Raw genomic sequence first — 14,158 nt, forward strand, 5'->3', positions numbered from 1 at the left:
TCAGCCGACGGCCGCCCTGGCAAGGAAGCGGTGGGTCCCGCCGTCGACGTGGCGCGTCGTGCCGTCGGGGAGGACGACGTCCGTCGGCACGCCGGCGGGAACCGTGAGGTCGAGGGTGAACCCGTCGGCGTCCGTGCGCCAGGCGACCGCGATGCGGCCCACCGGGGAGTCGTGGGCGGCGGTCACGTGGGAGATGCCGGGGCCGGGGACGGCCTGGATCAGGATGCGGCGGTAGCCCGGTTCGGCGGGCCGGATGCCGGCGACGACCTGGTAGACCCAGTCGACGACGGCCCCCAGGGCGTAGTGGTTGAAGCTCGTCATCTCGCCGGGGTTGATCGAGCCGTCGGGGAGCATGGAGTCCCAGCGCTCCCAGATCGTCGTCGCGCCCATCGTCACGGGGTACAGCCACGACGGGCACTCGCGCTCGAGCAGCAGCCGGTAGGCGGCCTCGACGTGCCCGGTCTCCGAGAGCGCCCACGTGACGAACGGCGTGCCGGCGAACCCGGTGGTGACGCGGTACCCGGCCGCGCGGACGATCTCCTCGAGCCGGTTGCCGGCGAGCTCGCGATCGGCGTCGTCGAGCAGGCCGAAGCAGATCGCGAGCGCGTAGACCGTGGCGCAGTCGGAGCGGATCCGTCCTCCGTCGACGTAGTGCTTCTGGAAGGCCGCACGGGTGCGTCGGGCGAGCTCCGACCACCGGTGCGCGTCGTCGGACCTGCCGAGCAACCCCGCCGCGTCCGACGCGAAGGATGCGCTGCGGTACAGGCAGGCCGTCGCGACGACTTCCGGGTCGGCCTTGGCGCGCGCGGGGTCGTCCGGCGGGGCGTCGGGATCGAGCCAGTCGCCGAACTGGAAGCCCCGGTCCCACAGGCCGGTCGGCGACAGCGCGCGCTCGACGGACTCCAGGTGCATGACCATCCCCGGGTAGTGCTCGGCCAGCCGCCCGAGGTCGCCGTAGGCGTTCCACAGGGCCTGCGGGACCCAGACCGCCGCGTCGCCCCAGACGGCCGTCGCGCCGGCGGCCGGGAACCCGACGCCGTCGGGGAACGTCGCGTACTTCAGCACGTCCGGGACGATGGTGGGGACGACGCCGTCGGCCCGGTGGCGGGTCTCCTCCGCCAGGTCGAGCAGCCACTTGTGCAAGACGTCGGCGACGTCGAGCTGGAAGCACGCCGACGCGGCGAACGCGGCGAGGTCGCCGGTCCAGCCGAGCCGTTCGTCCCGCTGCGGGCAGTCCGTCGGGACGTCCAGGAAGTTCCCCTTCTGCGACCGGACGGCGTTGCGCACGAGCTGGTCGACCAGCGGCTCGGAACAGGTGAACTCGCTGGTGGGCCGCAGGGCGGAATGGACGACGACGGCGACGACGGAGTCGTCGGTGAGCACGCCCGGCCACCCGGTGATCTCGGCGTACCGGAAGCCGTGGAACGTGAACGTCGGCTCGAACGCGTCGGTCCCGCCGGAGAGCACGAAGGTGTCGGTCGCCCGCGCGGCGCGCAGCGGTCGCGTGCCCAGCTCGCCGTCCTCGAGCACCTCGGCGTGCCGGACGACGATCTCCTGGCCCGCCGTGCCGCGGACCTCGAACCGCAGCCAGCCGACCACGTTCTCGCCGAAGTCGACGAGGGTTCGCCCCGACGGGGAGGTCCAGATGCGCTGCGGTCGCAGGACCTCGTGGCGCACGACCGGCGGCCCGACCTGCGCGACCAGCCGGCTCCGGTCGAAGGCGAGCTCGCGGACCGCGAGCCGGTCCCCGCCCGAGCGGAGGCGGGCATCGATCCGCTGGCCGTCGTACAGCGAGTTCTCGGTCGTGTCCGAGGTGAGCCCGACCCAGTCGGCCGACGTGCCGACGCGCTGCACGGTCCCGTCGCGGTAGGTGATCACCACCAGCGCGCAGAGCCCGACGTCCTCACCGTAGTTCGCGTGTGCGCCCTCGAAGCCGAGGTCGCCGCGGTACCACCCGTTGCCGACGCGCGCCTCGACCCGGAGCTCGTCGGCGCCCGCGGGCACGAGGTGCGTGATGTCGAGCTCCTGGTACTGCAGCCGCCACTCGTACGACGTCCACCCGGGGGTCAGCACGGAGCTGGACGCCGGGCGGCCGTCGACGCTCAGCTCGTAGACGCCGTGCGCCGTCGCGACCAGGCGGGCCGCGGCCACCGGGCCGGCGAGCCGGATCGTCGTGCCCAGCCTCATCACGGCGCCGCGCGGGGCGTCCGCCGTGATCAGGGCGGCGCCGTGCAGCGGGTCGGTGCTCGCTCCCGTCATCGGGCGGCGCCCTCCAGCAGGTCGCTCATCGCCTGGATCGTCGTCAGCGCCGCGGGCAGTCCGGGGACGTTGAGGTGCCCGTGCGGTGCGCCGACGACGACGTCCTCGACGACGGCGACGCCCTGCGCGCGCAGGTCGGTCACCAGCCGCTCCCCCGACGGCAGCAGGTCGTCGTACTCGCAGAGGGACACGAGGGTCGGCGGCAGGCCCCCGAGGCGACCCAGCCCCGGGAAGGCGTACGGGACGGTCGGCGGGTTCGGGCCGAGGTAGTTGGCGTTGAGGAACCTCGTCGACTCCGCGGTGAACCGCAGGACGGGCGGCAGGCCCGCCATCCGCTCCACCTGCTCCGGCGATCCGGTCGGGACCGGGTCGTGGGCCACCGGGTACGCGAGCAGCACGGCGCTCGCCGTCGGACCGTCCTCGTCGCGGAGCCGTTGGGCCACCCCCAGCGCCAGGTTCGCGCCCGCGCTGGCGCCGCCGATCGCCCACGGCGCACCGTCGGGGAGGAGGGCGCCGCTCGCCGCCCACACGAACGCGGCGTGCACGTCGTCGTGCGGCACGGGGAAGTGGACGCCGCCGTGGCAGAGGCGGTAGTCGACGGAGACCACCGTCGCACCCGTCCGGGAGGCCAGCTCGCGCGCGACGACGTCGGCCTCCGGCATGTCCAGGTGCCCCGAGACGAACGCACCGCCGTGCATCCAGACGAGGCCGCGGGGCTCGGCGGGCCGGCCGACGGGCCGGTAGACGCGCACGGGCACCGGACCGTGCGGACCGGGCGCCTCGCGGTCCTCGACGGCGGCCTCCGGCGCGCGGTAGCCGCCGACCGCCGCGAAGAACCTGTCGAAGGTGGCGATGTCCTCCGGCGTCGGCGGCGCGGCGCCCAGGTCGGGCACCCCGTCGAGGAGAGGGAGCCGGTCGGCGAGCTCGGTGACCAGCGCCATCAGACCTCCAGGGCGTTCGCGCGTGCGATCGTCGAGTAGACGCCGGCGCTGGGCTTCGGGGTGCGGACGAACGTCTCGCGGTCGACGGAGTGCAGGCCCAGCTGCTGGCCGTAGCCGAAGATCCACTCGAAGTTGTCCATGAGCGTCCAGTGCGTGTAGCCCAGGACGGGGACGCCGTCGTCGATGGCGTCGAGCAGCCCGGCGAGCGACGGGGCGACGAACGCCGCGCGGTAGGCGTCGTCGCGGGTGGACATGCCGTGCTCGGTGACCAGCACCGGCACGCCCGCGACCTCGTGGGCGTACCGGACGGCGCCGGCCAGGGACAGCGGCTCGACGGCGGAGCCCATGTCGTTGGTGGGCGTGCCCTCGGGGACGGGCGCGGCTCCCGTGCCGTCGTACGCGACGCGCTCGTAGTTCTGCACGCCGACGAAGTCGTCCTCGCGCGCGAGCTCGAGCCACCGCGTGTACACCTCGGCCCGCTTGCGATCGCGGACCGACGCGTCGTCGCCGACGACGATGTCGTCGACGATCGCGAGGCTCAACCCCACCGGCAGGTCCGCGCGGGCGGTCTTGATGGCATCCCGGGCCGCCCGGTGGCCGGCGGTCATGGCGTCGGCCATCGCGTCCATCTCCTCGGCGAGCATGACGTTGCCCAACCGGTAGCGCGGAACACCCGCGGCCGCGCTCGCGGCCTCGAGCGTGGCGCGCTCCTTCTGGCGGATGCTCTCCGGGAACCCGATCCACGTGAGCAGGCGGGCGAGGTTCGGCTCGTTCATGGTCACCGCGTACGCGATGCGGTCGCCAAACGCCTCCATCACGCGCGAGCAGTACCGCGCGAACACGGCAGGCGCCTCCGGGTCGAGCCACCCTCCGCGCGCGGCGAACCAGTGGGGCGACGTGAAGTGGTTGAACGTCACCACCGGCTCGAGGCCGAGCTCGAGGCAGCGGTCGACGATGTCCTCGTAGTGCGCCAGCGCTTTCTCGTCGAACTCGCCCTCGACAGGCTCGACGCGCGCCCACTCGACGGAGAACCGGTAGGCGTTGAGGCCCATCGCGGCGACGAGGTCGAGGTCCTCGCGCCACAGCTCGTAGGCGTTGCACGCCTTGCCCGACGGCTCGCGGAAGACCGTGGGGCTCACGTTCTCGGCGAACCACGTGTCGCTGGTCGTGTTGTCGCCCTCGTTCTGGTGGCCGGCCGTGGCCACCGCCCAGACGAAGCCGGCCGGGAACTCGCGCGTGGTCATGGGGTTCTCCTCGTGTCGGACGGGTGGGGATCGAGTCGCTCGGGCGCGGGGCGCCGGAGCAGGTGCAGGAGCAGGGGGCCGGCCAGCGCGCTGACGGCGACGACGGCGACCAGCGACCACGGCGAGCCGCCCACGCCGGCCAACGGGGCGGCGACGGCGCCGACGGTGAACTGGCAGATGCCGAGGACGCCCGACGCGGAGCCGGCGCGGCCGGTGGCCGCCGCCATGCCGAGCGTCGTGGCGCCCGGGATCACCAGACCGAGGCTGGCGACGGCGAGGAACAGGCCGATCATGACGAGCGGCAGGCTGTGCAGGCCGACGCCCACGCCGAGCACGACCGCGCCCGCGCCGGAGGTGAGGTGCCCGCTAGCGAGCAGGCGGGCGGAGCCCGACCGGCCGACCAGGTGCCGGCTGAGGTTGGACGCGACGAAGATGCCGACGGCGTTCAGGGCGAACACCAGGCTGTACTGCTGCGGGGACAGCCCGAACGAGTCCTGCAGCACGAACGACGACGCGCCGATGTAGCCGAACAGGATCCCGCCGAACGCCGCGGTCGCCGCGAGGTAGGCGAGGAACGTGCGGATCCGCAGCACGGACCCGAGCCCGGCGACGACGGCACCGAGGTGCGGCGGGATCCGGCGCTCGCGGGGCAGCGTCTCCGGCAGGGCGCGCCAGCTGACCGCCGTGAGGACGGTGGCCGCGACGGCCAGCACGACGAACATGCCCCGCCAGGTCATCACGTGCGCGAGGAGACCGCCCGCGACCGGCGCGACCACCGGCGCGATCGCCGTGACCGCGCTCAGCGTGGCGAAGGCCCTGGCAGCGGCGGCCCCGGGGTACGCGTCCGCGACGACTGCGCGCGTGACCACGAGGCAGGCGGCCGTCGCCAGGCCCGCGACCACCCGCAGCCCGAGCAGCACGCCGATCGACGGCGCGAGCGCGCTGAGCAGGTGCGCGACGGCGTACCCCACGCCGCCGAGCAGCAGCGGGACCCGGCGGCCGACCGCGTCGCTCAGGGGGCCGATGACGACCTGCCCGACGGCGATCCCGACCAGGACGGCCGAGACCGTCGCCGCGGCGGCCGCGCTGGTGGTGCCCAGGTCCGTCCCCAGCTGCGGCAGGACGGGCAGGTACACGTCGGTGGTGAAGACGACCAGCGACGTGAACGCTGCCAGCAGCGGGACCAGGTGTTTCGGCACGGCCACCGTCTCGGACGTCACTCGGTCCCGCCCGACCGGTCGAGCAGCTCGACCAGGTTCCCCTCGKGGTCGGCGACGAACGCCATGCGGACCCCGGGCTCCGGCGACGGCTGCGGGGCCATCACCGGGCGACCCCCGAGGGCCACCAGCCGGTCGAACGTGACGTCGAGCCCGACGACGTCGAACGCGACGTGACCGAAGCCCTCGGTCAGCGCCGCCTCGCCCGGGTCGGCGGCGCGCAGCCCGGGACGCGACCCCGCGCGGTGCAGCAGCTCGAGGCGGTCGCCGTGCTCGGGGTGGACGAGCATGACGATGTCGAGGTCGACCGTGTCCACGCGTGCCGCGACCTCCGTGTCGTAGCCGAAGGCCGCGCAGTACCAGGCTTGCGCCGCGGGCAGGTCCGCGACATTGAGTCCGACGTGGTCGAGGCGCTCAGGCACGGACGTTCAGCCCCGCGTGGTCGGCCGTGAGGTAGGACGCGATGCGCCCGGTCGGGTCGCGCTCGGCGCGGACGGCCTCGAGCCGCGCGAGGTTCTCGGGCGCGAGGAACCGGTCCTGCCGCCGCGTGAAGTCGGTGTCGCCGAGGTACACGCCGACGCCGCCCTGACTGGCGATCGCGGCCGTCTGCTCGTGCACCCGCGTGCGGTACAGCTCGTCGTCGGCCTCGTCCGTGTAGATCAGATAGGTCGCCACGTACACCTGGCCCTCGACGGAGAACGCCATGTCCGGCAGTGCGCGCGTCGGGGCCCAGCCGTACCAGATCGAGAACGAGTGCTCCGTGTCGAGCCCGCGCCAGATGTCCTGCAGCAGCGGGGCGAGCACATCGGCGGGCGCGTCGGTCCAGGCGCAGTCGACCGCGTACCGGTGGCCCTCCGGGTTCTGGCCCGTCTGCCCGATGCTCTCGTCGGCGACCGAGGTGGGTCCGGTGACGTGGCCGAGCTCGCGGCCGAGCACCGGGCAGTCCCCCAGCGCCGACAGCAGCGCGAGCGCCTCGTCGTCGGAGTCCGCCATGCAGGTCGTGTGCAGGAGCAGCAGCGTCCCGCCGGGGTGCGTCACGCCGTCGTACAGCGGCACGTCGGGCAGCCGGGTCGCCGCCATCACCGGTTCGACGCGCCGGTCGAGGCCCGGCAGGACGGCGTGCAGCCAGTGCACCACCGCCTCCGCGTCGTCGAGCCGGAAGGTCCAGGTGTCCTGCCACATCACCGGAGGCTCGGGGTAGGTCTGCAGGTGGAAGCGGGTGACGATGCCGGGGAAGCCCGGCCCGGCGCCGCGCGCGGCCCAGTACAGGTCGGTGTTCTGGTCGGCGTCGGCGCGGACCAGCGACCCGTCGGCGATGACGACCTCGACGGCGACGATGCCTTCGCACGCCCAGCCGCGGGCCCGACCGTTCCAGCCCTGGCCGCCCTGGAGCAGGAAGCCGCCGATGCCCACGGTCGCGCAGTGGCCCACCGGGAACGCGCGCCCACGCTCGGCGAGGAACGGCGCCAGCTCGAGCGCCCCGGTGGTCGCCGGGCCGGCCGCGACGACACCCGTCGCCTCGTCGTACTCGATGGACCGCAGCGCGCCGAGGTCGAGCAGCAGGACGTCGTCGCGCACGCTCCACGCGGCCCACGAGTGGCCGCCCGAGCGGATGCTGATCCCCCAGCCGCGTTCGATCGCGAGCCGCACGCCGGCCACCACGTCGTCCTCGTCGGCCGCCTCGAGGACCGCCGCCGGGTACCGGTCGGGCCGCCGCGCGTTGAACACCCGACCGACGCGCGCCTCCTCGTACCCCTCCTGACCCCGCAGGAGGAGCCGGCCCCTCATCCGACGACCGCCGCACCGCCGTCGACCGGGATGTTCGCCCCGGACACGTGCGACGACTCGTCGCTGGCGAGGAAGAGCACCGCGTTCGCGACGTCCTCGGGCTGCCCCCACTTGCGCAGCGGCACGCGGGACAGGATCTGCTCCGCCGGGCCGTCCGGGTCCCGCAGCATCGCGTCGGTCTGCGGCGTCTGCGTCATGGCGGGGCTGACGGCATTCACGCGGATGCCGTGCGGGCCGCCCTCGACCACGAGCTGGGAGGTCAGGGCCAGCACCCCTCCCTTGGCGGCGCCGTGCGCGTTCTGCGGCTCGAACCACGCGCCGCGCGACCCGCTGATCGAGCCGATGTTGACGATCGAGCCGCCGCCGCGGGCGACGAGGTGCGGCCACGCCGCCCGGGTCACCAGGAAGACGATGTCGAGCTCATTGCGCATGGTGAACGACCAGTCGGCGTAGGACAGCTGGTCGATCGCGCCGAACCGGATCGCCGACGCGTTGTTCACCAGCACGTCGATGCCCCCGGCCAGCGCGACGGCTGCCTCGATCCACGCCTGCGCGCCGTCCTCGGTGGCCAGGTCGACGGGCGCGACCGCGTCCATCCGCCCGCCGGCCGCCCGGACGAGGTCCACGGTCTCCTGCGACGGCCCCGGGTGCAGGTCGCAGCCGACCACGTGGGCACCCTCCCGGGCGCACAGCAGCGCCGTGGCGCGGCCGATCCCGCCGCCCGTGCCGGTGACGAGGACCGACCGGCCGGCGAGCCGCCCGGTCACCCCGCCTGCCGATCCCCGGTCGCCTCGGCCAGCGCGCCGCCGCCGAAGTTCTTGTCGTGGTCCACGGTCATGCGCAGGATCGGGTACGCCGTCGCGCGCATCGTCGCCTCGTAGTCGCCGACCGCCTCGGTCAGCGACGCCTCGCCGCGTGCGACGCGGTCGAGCTGCTCGACGAGGACCGCGGCGTCGTTCAGCGCGAGGTTCGCCCCCATGCCGAGCGTCGGGAGCATGCCGTGCGCCGCGTCGCCGATGATCGTCACCCGCGACGGCTCCCAGCTCTCCGCCGGCTCGAGGAACCCGAACGGGATCGCGAACATCGACCCCGGGTCCATCCCCGCAACCAGCGCCGCGGCCGCGGGGTGCCAGCCGTCGATCGCGGCCAGCATGGAGTCGCGCAGGTCGAGCGCCGTCTGCTCGGTCCACTCGCCGGCAGGCGGGACGTCCGTGCCCGGGGTGAGGCTGCAGCTCACCATGGCGTAGGAGGGCACCGGGTCGAGCGTGATGTCCGGGGCGAGCTCGGCGGCCGCCTCGTCGGCTGCGCGCCGGGGCCGGAAGTTGGCGACGAGCAGGCGGGAGCCCTTGCGGTCCACGGCGATGAGGACGCCCTGGTCGAGGATGGTCGGCAGGGCCGCGTCGAGCTCCGGGGTGAGGAGCGTCCGGCCGTAGACCCCGATGCCCCGGATGCCCGTCGGGATGACCGGGACCTCGGGCAGGAGCTGGCGGCGGACCGCGGAGCGGATGCCGTCGGCGCCGATGAGGACGTCGCCGCGCGCGGTGCTGCCGTCGGCGAGCGTCACCGTGACGCCGTCGGCGTCCTCGACGTAGGACACCACGGGGGAACCCGTGCGCATCGAGTCGCCGAGGCGGCCCGACAGGATCTGCCGGAGCGTCCGACGGTGCACCCCGGTGTGCGGGACAGGACCGTCGTTCGGGGGGCCCATGTGCGGCTGGGAGCTCAGCTCGTTCAGCTGGTTGTCGAGCACGATCGACTCGGGCCGGTCGTAGCTGCGGCGCGAGGTCTGCTGGTAGAGCGCGAACAGGTCGTCGGGCAGGCACCGGCGCAGCGCCTCGCCGCCGATCGCGTTGAAGTGCAGGTAGTAGCCCTGCTTACGGTCGAGGTCGGCATCCCGCTCGAACACCTCGACGGTGTGGCCGGACTTGAGCAGACCCTGAGCGGTGGCGAGGCCCGCGAGGCCTCCACCGGCGATCAGGACGTGCAACGGTCGGGGATCGGTCACGGCGGCACTCCCTTGTGCAAGCGAAACTTTCGTCCTGTGAAAGCGACTTTCGCGTCAAGGATATAGCGCCGACCGCCAGGAATCCAGCACCGTCACCCCTGGATCGGGCGACGGGTGTCGCGGCCGTCCCAGCCGTCGGCCAGGGCCGTCAGGCGAGCATGCATGCCGAGGATCGGCGGGCCGGCGCGGTGCACCTCGATCGGGTGCGGGAAGAGCGGTCCCCCGTCATGCCATGCGACGGCGACCGCCCCGGAGCTCGCCGTGTGGATCAGCCGGCAGCCCTCGTTCTCCAGCCGTGCCGACTCCACCTCGAGGTCGTCGACCACCCAGCTGACGTGCCCGAGCCCCGGCGACCCGAGCCCGTAGGCGGTCGCCAGCCACGGGTCGACCGAGTGCACCACGGCGAGCTCCAGGACGACGGAGCCCCACGAGGCGAACGCCGCGGAGTGGTCGAAGTACGCGGGATCGTCCACCGCCGTGCCGTCTGCCAGGGTGAACGCCTCGAACCGGACGTGCTCGTGCACCAAGAAGGGTCCGACGCCGAGGGTCCGGATCGCGCGGTCGATGCCCTCGTCGAGGTCGTCGACCCAGTAGCCGAGATGATGCAGCGGACGCACGGTCTCTCCCGTTCTGTGGAAGTGATGTTCTGACAGTGAGAGTATTGGCTCATGCAGCTCACTCACCTCGGCCACGCCTGCCTCCTCGTCGAGACCGACGGAGCGCGGCTCCTGATCGACCCGGGCACGATGTCGACCTTCGAGGACCTGCGCGACCTGGATGCCGTGCTGGTCACGCACCAGCACCCGGACCACGTCGACACCGCCCGACTGGGCGCGCTGCTCGCGGCTAACCCGGGCGCCACGCTCGCCGTCGACGCCGACACGGAGGGCGCCGTGTCCGAGCTCGGGGCGACGGTCGTCGTCGCCCGGCCCGGCGACCGCCTGACGTTCGGCGGCTCCACGGTCGACGTGCTGGGCGACCTGCACGCGCCCGTGTACGCGGACGTGCCCGGCTGCACCAACGCGGCGTACCTCGTCGACGACGGCGCCCTCCTGCACCCCGGCGACTCGTTCACGCTGCCGGGCCGCGCCGTCGACGTGCTCGCCGTCGCGATCGACGGGCCGTGGCTCAAGCTCGCCGAGGCCGTCGAGTACGTCCGCGCGGTCGGCCCGCGGGTGGCCGTGCCGATCCACGAGGGCGAGACGACCGACCCTGGCAAGTACGCCGGCATGCTCGCCGCGTTCAGCCCCGAGGGCGTCGTGCGCCGGCTCGTCACGGGCGAGGCCACGACCCTGTGACCCGCCGGTGGTGCGTGCCGGGGCCGACCTGCTCGGCCGTCCCGTCGGGCAGCACCACCTCGGCAACCGTCCCCGGCGGCACCTGCACGTCGAGCGCGAAGGCCCCGCCGTCGTCGACCCGCCAGGCCACCTCGATCGGGCCGAACGGGCTGTCGTGCCGCAGCGTCGCCCACGTCAGCCCGCCGCCCGGCGCCGGCCGGACCCGGAACGTGCGGTAGCCGGGCGCGGTCGGTTGCAGGCCGGCCACGTGGCGGTGCAGGAACGACGCCACCGCGCCCTTGCTGTAGTGGTTGAGCGACGCGTGGGCGTCACCGCGCGCATCGACGCCGTCCCACCGCTCCCAGACGGTCGTCGCGCCGCGGTCGATCATCGTCAGCCAGGACGGCTCGGTGTCCTGGAGCAGCAGCTGGTACGCGGTGTCGGCGTGCCCCGACTCGGCGAGGGTCGGCAGCAGCAGGCCGGTCGACAGGAAGCCGGTGGCCAGGTGACCGCCCGCCTCCGCGACGAGCCGCACGAGCCGGTCGGCCACGACGGGGCGCAGGCGTTCCGGCACCAGGTCGAACGCGAGCGCGCGGACGTGCGACGCCTGGGTCTGCACCCGCAGCGTCCCGTCACGCTCGAGGAACTCGGCCTGCCAGGCCTCGCGTGCGCCGTCGGCGACCACCCGGTACCGGGTGACGTCCTCGCCGAGCAGCTCCCCGACACGCACCATCGTCGCGGCGGAGCGGTGCAGGTACGCCGTTGCCACCTCGGACTTGTCGGCGCCGACGAACGCCCGGAAGTCGCCGACCTCGACGCCCGGCTCGAGCCACTCGCCCCAGTGGAACCCCGTGTCCCAGAGGAACTCCTCGTGCGCAGCGGCGACAGGTCGTCGGGCGGCGCGGTCCGGGTGCCACCCACCCGCCGCGCCCCGGATCGCGAAGTCCAGCCAGCGCGCGGCCGTGGTCCACGACTCGCGGAGCAGCGAGGCGTCGCCGTAGGCCTGGTAGAGGTCCCACGGCGTCGCGACGACGACGTCGCCCCAGCCGGTCGAGCCGTTGAGGAACCCGATCGGTCCGTCGAAGCCCTCGGCCGGCGGGCACGGCGACATGTTCGCCACGCACCCGTCGGCGCGCTGGTCGAGCGCCACGTCCCGTAGCCACTTCCGGCTGAAGCCGAGCACGTCGTAGAGGGCGGCGGCGGTCGGTGCGAAGACCTGCCAGTCCCCCGTCCACCCCGCGCGCTCGCGCTGCGGGCAGTCGGTCGGGATGTCGCACACGTTCCCGCGCAGCGACCAGACGACCGCGTCGTGCAGGCGTTGCACCCGCTCGTCGCTGCACGCGAACCAGCCCGTGCGGCGCAGGTCGGAGTGCACGACCACGCCGGTCACGTCGTCGGGGCCGAGCGGTCCGGGGTGGCCCTCGACGCGGACGTACCGGAACCCGTGGGTGGTGAAGCGCGGCTCGAACGCGTCGCCGGGCGTCCCGGCCGACGTCACGACGTCCACCTGCCCGAGCGGCAGCGGCTCCGGGACGACCGGCAGCTCGACGTCGAGGTGCGCGGTGGTCAGGTCGCCGTCCGCGTCGAGGTGCTCGCCGTGCCGCAGGACCAGCGTGGTGCCGGCGGGCCCGAGGTCGGTGACCCGGGTCCAGCCGTTGATGTTCTGCCCGAGGTCGACGATCGACGCGCCGTCCTGCAGTCGGGTCACGGACACCGGCCGGATCTCCTCGACGCGGCGGACCGGCGGGGCGACCATGCCCACGATCGCGACGTCGACGTCCCGGACCGCCGCGAAGGCCCAGCCCGGCAGCGCCTCGTCGGCGCGGTGGACCGCGGGGTCCAGCAGCCGCCGGTCCTCCTGCTGGCCGCCGATCAGGTCGGCGGCGAGCACGTGGGAGGCGGCAGTCCGCCAGCGCTCCCCCGTCGCCAGCGCGACGGTCCATCCCTCGCCCCCGCGCACCTCGAGCTGCAGGCGCAGCGCGGGGTCGGTGCCGAACTGGTCCGCGGCGCGGGGCATCCCGACCTGACCGCGGTACCAGCCGTCGGCGAGCAGCACCGCCACGACGTTCGGCCCCGGGCGCAGCAGCGCGGTCACGTCGAACGACTGGCGCTGCACACGCAGCGCGTACTGCGTGTACCCGGGGGCCAGCTCGACGTCCCCGACGCGGGTGCCGTTGACGAACACCTCGTAGACGCCGAGCGCAGTGACGTGCAGGCGCGCGTCGAGCGAGGCGGGCACGTCGGCGACGGCGCGGAACCACCGGGCCGGTCGGTGCCCCTTCGCTGGTCGCTCCGCCTCGGTCGCGCCGATCCAGTCGGCCGACCAGTCGGCCTCGTCGAGCAGGCCGCTCTCCAGCAGCACGGGCTCGCTCCAGCCGCTCTCGCCGAGGTCCGTCCACACCGCGACCCGCGCCCGACAGCTGCGGCGCGAGCCCGTGACGGGGACCTGGACGAACGACTGCCGCTCGCCCTCGACGCGGCCCGAGTCGTAGCCGTCGTCCGTGACGATGCGGTACGCCGACTGCCGTGCCGAGCCCTCGGGCAGCCACCACGACAGCGCGGGCCGGTCGCCGCGCCCGAACGCGTCGCCGCCGACGAGGTCGACGCGGACCGCTCGCGGTGCCGCGGGCACGTCAGACGAACATCGAGGCGCGAGCCCCGGTGATCCACCCGACGAGCTGGTCGTTGTCCGTCTCGGCCGTCGGCAGGTCCGCCACCTTGCGCCCGCGGTTGAGCACCGCGATCCGGTCGCAGACCGACGTCGCGAGCGGCAGGTTGTGCGTGACCAGGACGATCGCGATCCCCTGCTTGGCCATGCGCCGGATGAGCGCCTCGACCACCTGCGTCTGCTCGTAGCCGAGGGCGGCCGTCGGCTCGTCGAGCAGCAGGATGCCGTTCTGCTCGCCGGACACGCGCGTGGCGCTGCGGGCGAGGGCGACGACCTGGCGCTGACCGCCGGAAAGCATCTCGACCGGTCGCGTCATCGCGGCCGTCCGCACGCCCAGGCGGTCGAGCTCGGCCTCCGACCGACGCCGCTGCGCCTTGTGGTCCACGAAGCCGATCTTGCCGAGCAGACCCTTGCGCAGGATCTCGCGGCCGATGTTGAGGTTGGTCGCGATGTCCAGCGGTTCCACCAGGGCGAGGTCCTGGTAGACCATCTGGATCCCGGCCTGCGTCGCGTCGCTCGGGGCATGGAACTCGACCTCCGCGCCGTGCACCCGGAGCGTGCCGCCCGAGGGCCGGTGCGCACCCGACATCACCTTGAGCAGCGACGACTTGCCGGCTCCGTTGTCGCCGAGCAGGCCGACGACCTCACCCTGTCCGACGCGGAAGTCGATCGAGTCGAGGGCCCGGACGTAGCCGTAGTGCATGTCGACGCCCTCGAGCTCGAGGGCGGGGGTCTGGTCCGACCGGTTGTTCATCGCAG

At 73.9% G+C, this 14,158-nt stretch carries 12 protein-coding genes; 1 reads left to right on the plus strand and 11 read right to left on the minus strand.

All coding sequences use genetic code 11. The features are described from left to right. From AC1DYZ_RS06235 to AC1DYZ_RS06275, 9 genes are all read right to left on the minus strand, one after another. Entirely contained in the window at nucleotides 1-2,259 is a 2,259-nt protein-coding gene (locus AC1DYZ_RS06235) for an alpha-L-rhamnosidase (protein ID WP_477064334.1), read from the minus strand. Next, the gene (locus tag AC1DYZ_RS06240; protein ID WP_477064335.1) at nucleotides 2,256-3,200 is read right to left on the minus strand and encodes an alpha/beta hydrolase fold domain-containing protein; all 945 of its coding nucleotides are present in this window, start codon (nucleotides 3,198-3,200) and stop codon (nucleotides 2,256-2,258) included. Before AC1DYZ_RS06240 ends, AC1DYZ_RS06235 begins: the two co-directional genes overlap by 4 nt. Next, the gene (locus AC1DYZ_RS06245) at nucleotides 3,200-4,444 is read right to left on the minus strand and encodes a glycoside hydrolase family 1 protein (RefSeq protein ID WP_477064336.1); all 1,245 of its coding nucleotides are present in this window, start codon (nucleotides 4,442-4,444) and stop codon (nucleotides 3,200-3,202) included. Before AC1DYZ_RS06245 ends, AC1DYZ_RS06240 begins: the two co-directional genes overlap by 1 nt. Continuing rightward, nucleotides 4,441-5,643, minus strand: a complete 1,203-nt coding sequence (locus AC1DYZ_RS06250) for a multidrug effflux MFS transporter (RefSeq protein WP_477064337.1) — start codon at nucleotides 5,641-5,643, stop codon at nucleotides 4,441-4,443. The genes AC1DYZ_RS06245 and AC1DYZ_RS06250 overlap by 4 nt, the downstream gene beginning before the upstream one ends. A 17-nt stretch (nucleotides 5,644-5,660) precedes the next feature. Then, nucleotides 5,661-6,083, minus strand: coding sequence for a VOC family protein (locus AC1DYZ_RS06255; protein ID WP_477064338.1), 423 nt, complete (start codon nucleotides 6,081-6,083; stop codon nucleotides 5,661-5,663). Then, entirely contained in the window at nucleotides 6,076-7,449 is a 1,374-nt protein-coding gene (locus AC1DYZ_RS06260; protein ID WP_477064339.1) for an FAD-binding oxidoreductase, read from the minus strand. Before AC1DYZ_RS06260 ends, AC1DYZ_RS06255 begins: the two co-directional genes overlap by 8 nt. Next, a complete protein-coding gene (locus AC1DYZ_RS06265; protein ID WP_477064340.1) occupies nucleotides 7,446-8,216 on the minus strand; it encodes an SDR family NAD(P)-dependent oxidoreductase in 771 nt (256 codons plus the stop codon). The genes AC1DYZ_RS06260 and AC1DYZ_RS06265 overlap by 4 nt, the downstream gene beginning before the upstream one ends. Continuing rightward, nucleotides 8,213-9,454 carry an FAD-dependent oxidoreductase gene (locus AC1DYZ_RS06270; protein ID WP_477064341.1) on the minus strand — a complete coding sequence of 414 codons (1,242 nt, stop codon included), beginning with the start codon at nucleotides 9,452-9,454 and terminating at the stop codon, nucleotides 8,213-8,215. The genes AC1DYZ_RS06265 and AC1DYZ_RS06270 overlap by 4 nt, the downstream gene beginning before the upstream one ends. 92 nt (nucleotides 9,455-9,546) lie before the next feature. Next, nucleotides 9,547-10,071: a VOC family protein gene (locus AC1DYZ_RS06275; protein WP_477064342.1), complete on the minus strand. Its 525-nt coding sequence runs from the start codon at nucleotides 10,069-10,071 to the stop codon at nucleotides 9,547-9,549. A gap of 51 nt (nucleotides 10,072-10,122) precedes the next feature. Between AC1DYZ_RS06275 and AC1DYZ_RS06280 the strand changes: the two genes are divergently transcribed. Continuing rightward, entirely contained in the window at nucleotides 10,123-10,752 is a 630-nt protein-coding gene (locus tag AC1DYZ_RS06280; RefSeq protein WP_477064343.1) for an MBL fold metallo-hydrolase, read from the plus strand. Here AC1DYZ_RS06280 and AC1DYZ_RS06285 read toward each other — a convergent pair. Both AC1DYZ_RS06285 and AC1DYZ_RS06290 read right to left on the minus strand, forming a co-directional pair. Continuing rightward, nucleotides 10,727-13,363 carry a family 78 glycoside hydrolase catalytic domain gene (locus AC1DYZ_RS06285; RefSeq protein WP_477064344.1) on the minus strand — a complete coding sequence of 879 codons (2,637 nt, stop codon included), beginning with the start codon at nucleotides 13,361-13,363 and terminating at the stop codon, nucleotides 10,727-10,729. The genes AC1DYZ_RS06280 and AC1DYZ_RS06285 overlap by 26 nt on opposite strands. A gap of 1 nt (nucleotide 13,364) precedes the next feature. Further along, nucleotides 13,365-14,153 carry an ATP-binding cassette domain-containing protein gene (locus AC1DYZ_RS06290; protein WP_477064345.1) on the minus strand — a complete coding sequence of 263 codons (789 nt, stop codon included), beginning with the start codon at nucleotides 14,151-14,153 and terminating at the stop codon, nucleotides 13,365-13,367. Nucleotides 14,154-14,158 lie beyond the last annotated feature (5 nt).

Source organism: Cellulomonas sp. P1_C4, from assembly GCF_056406355.1.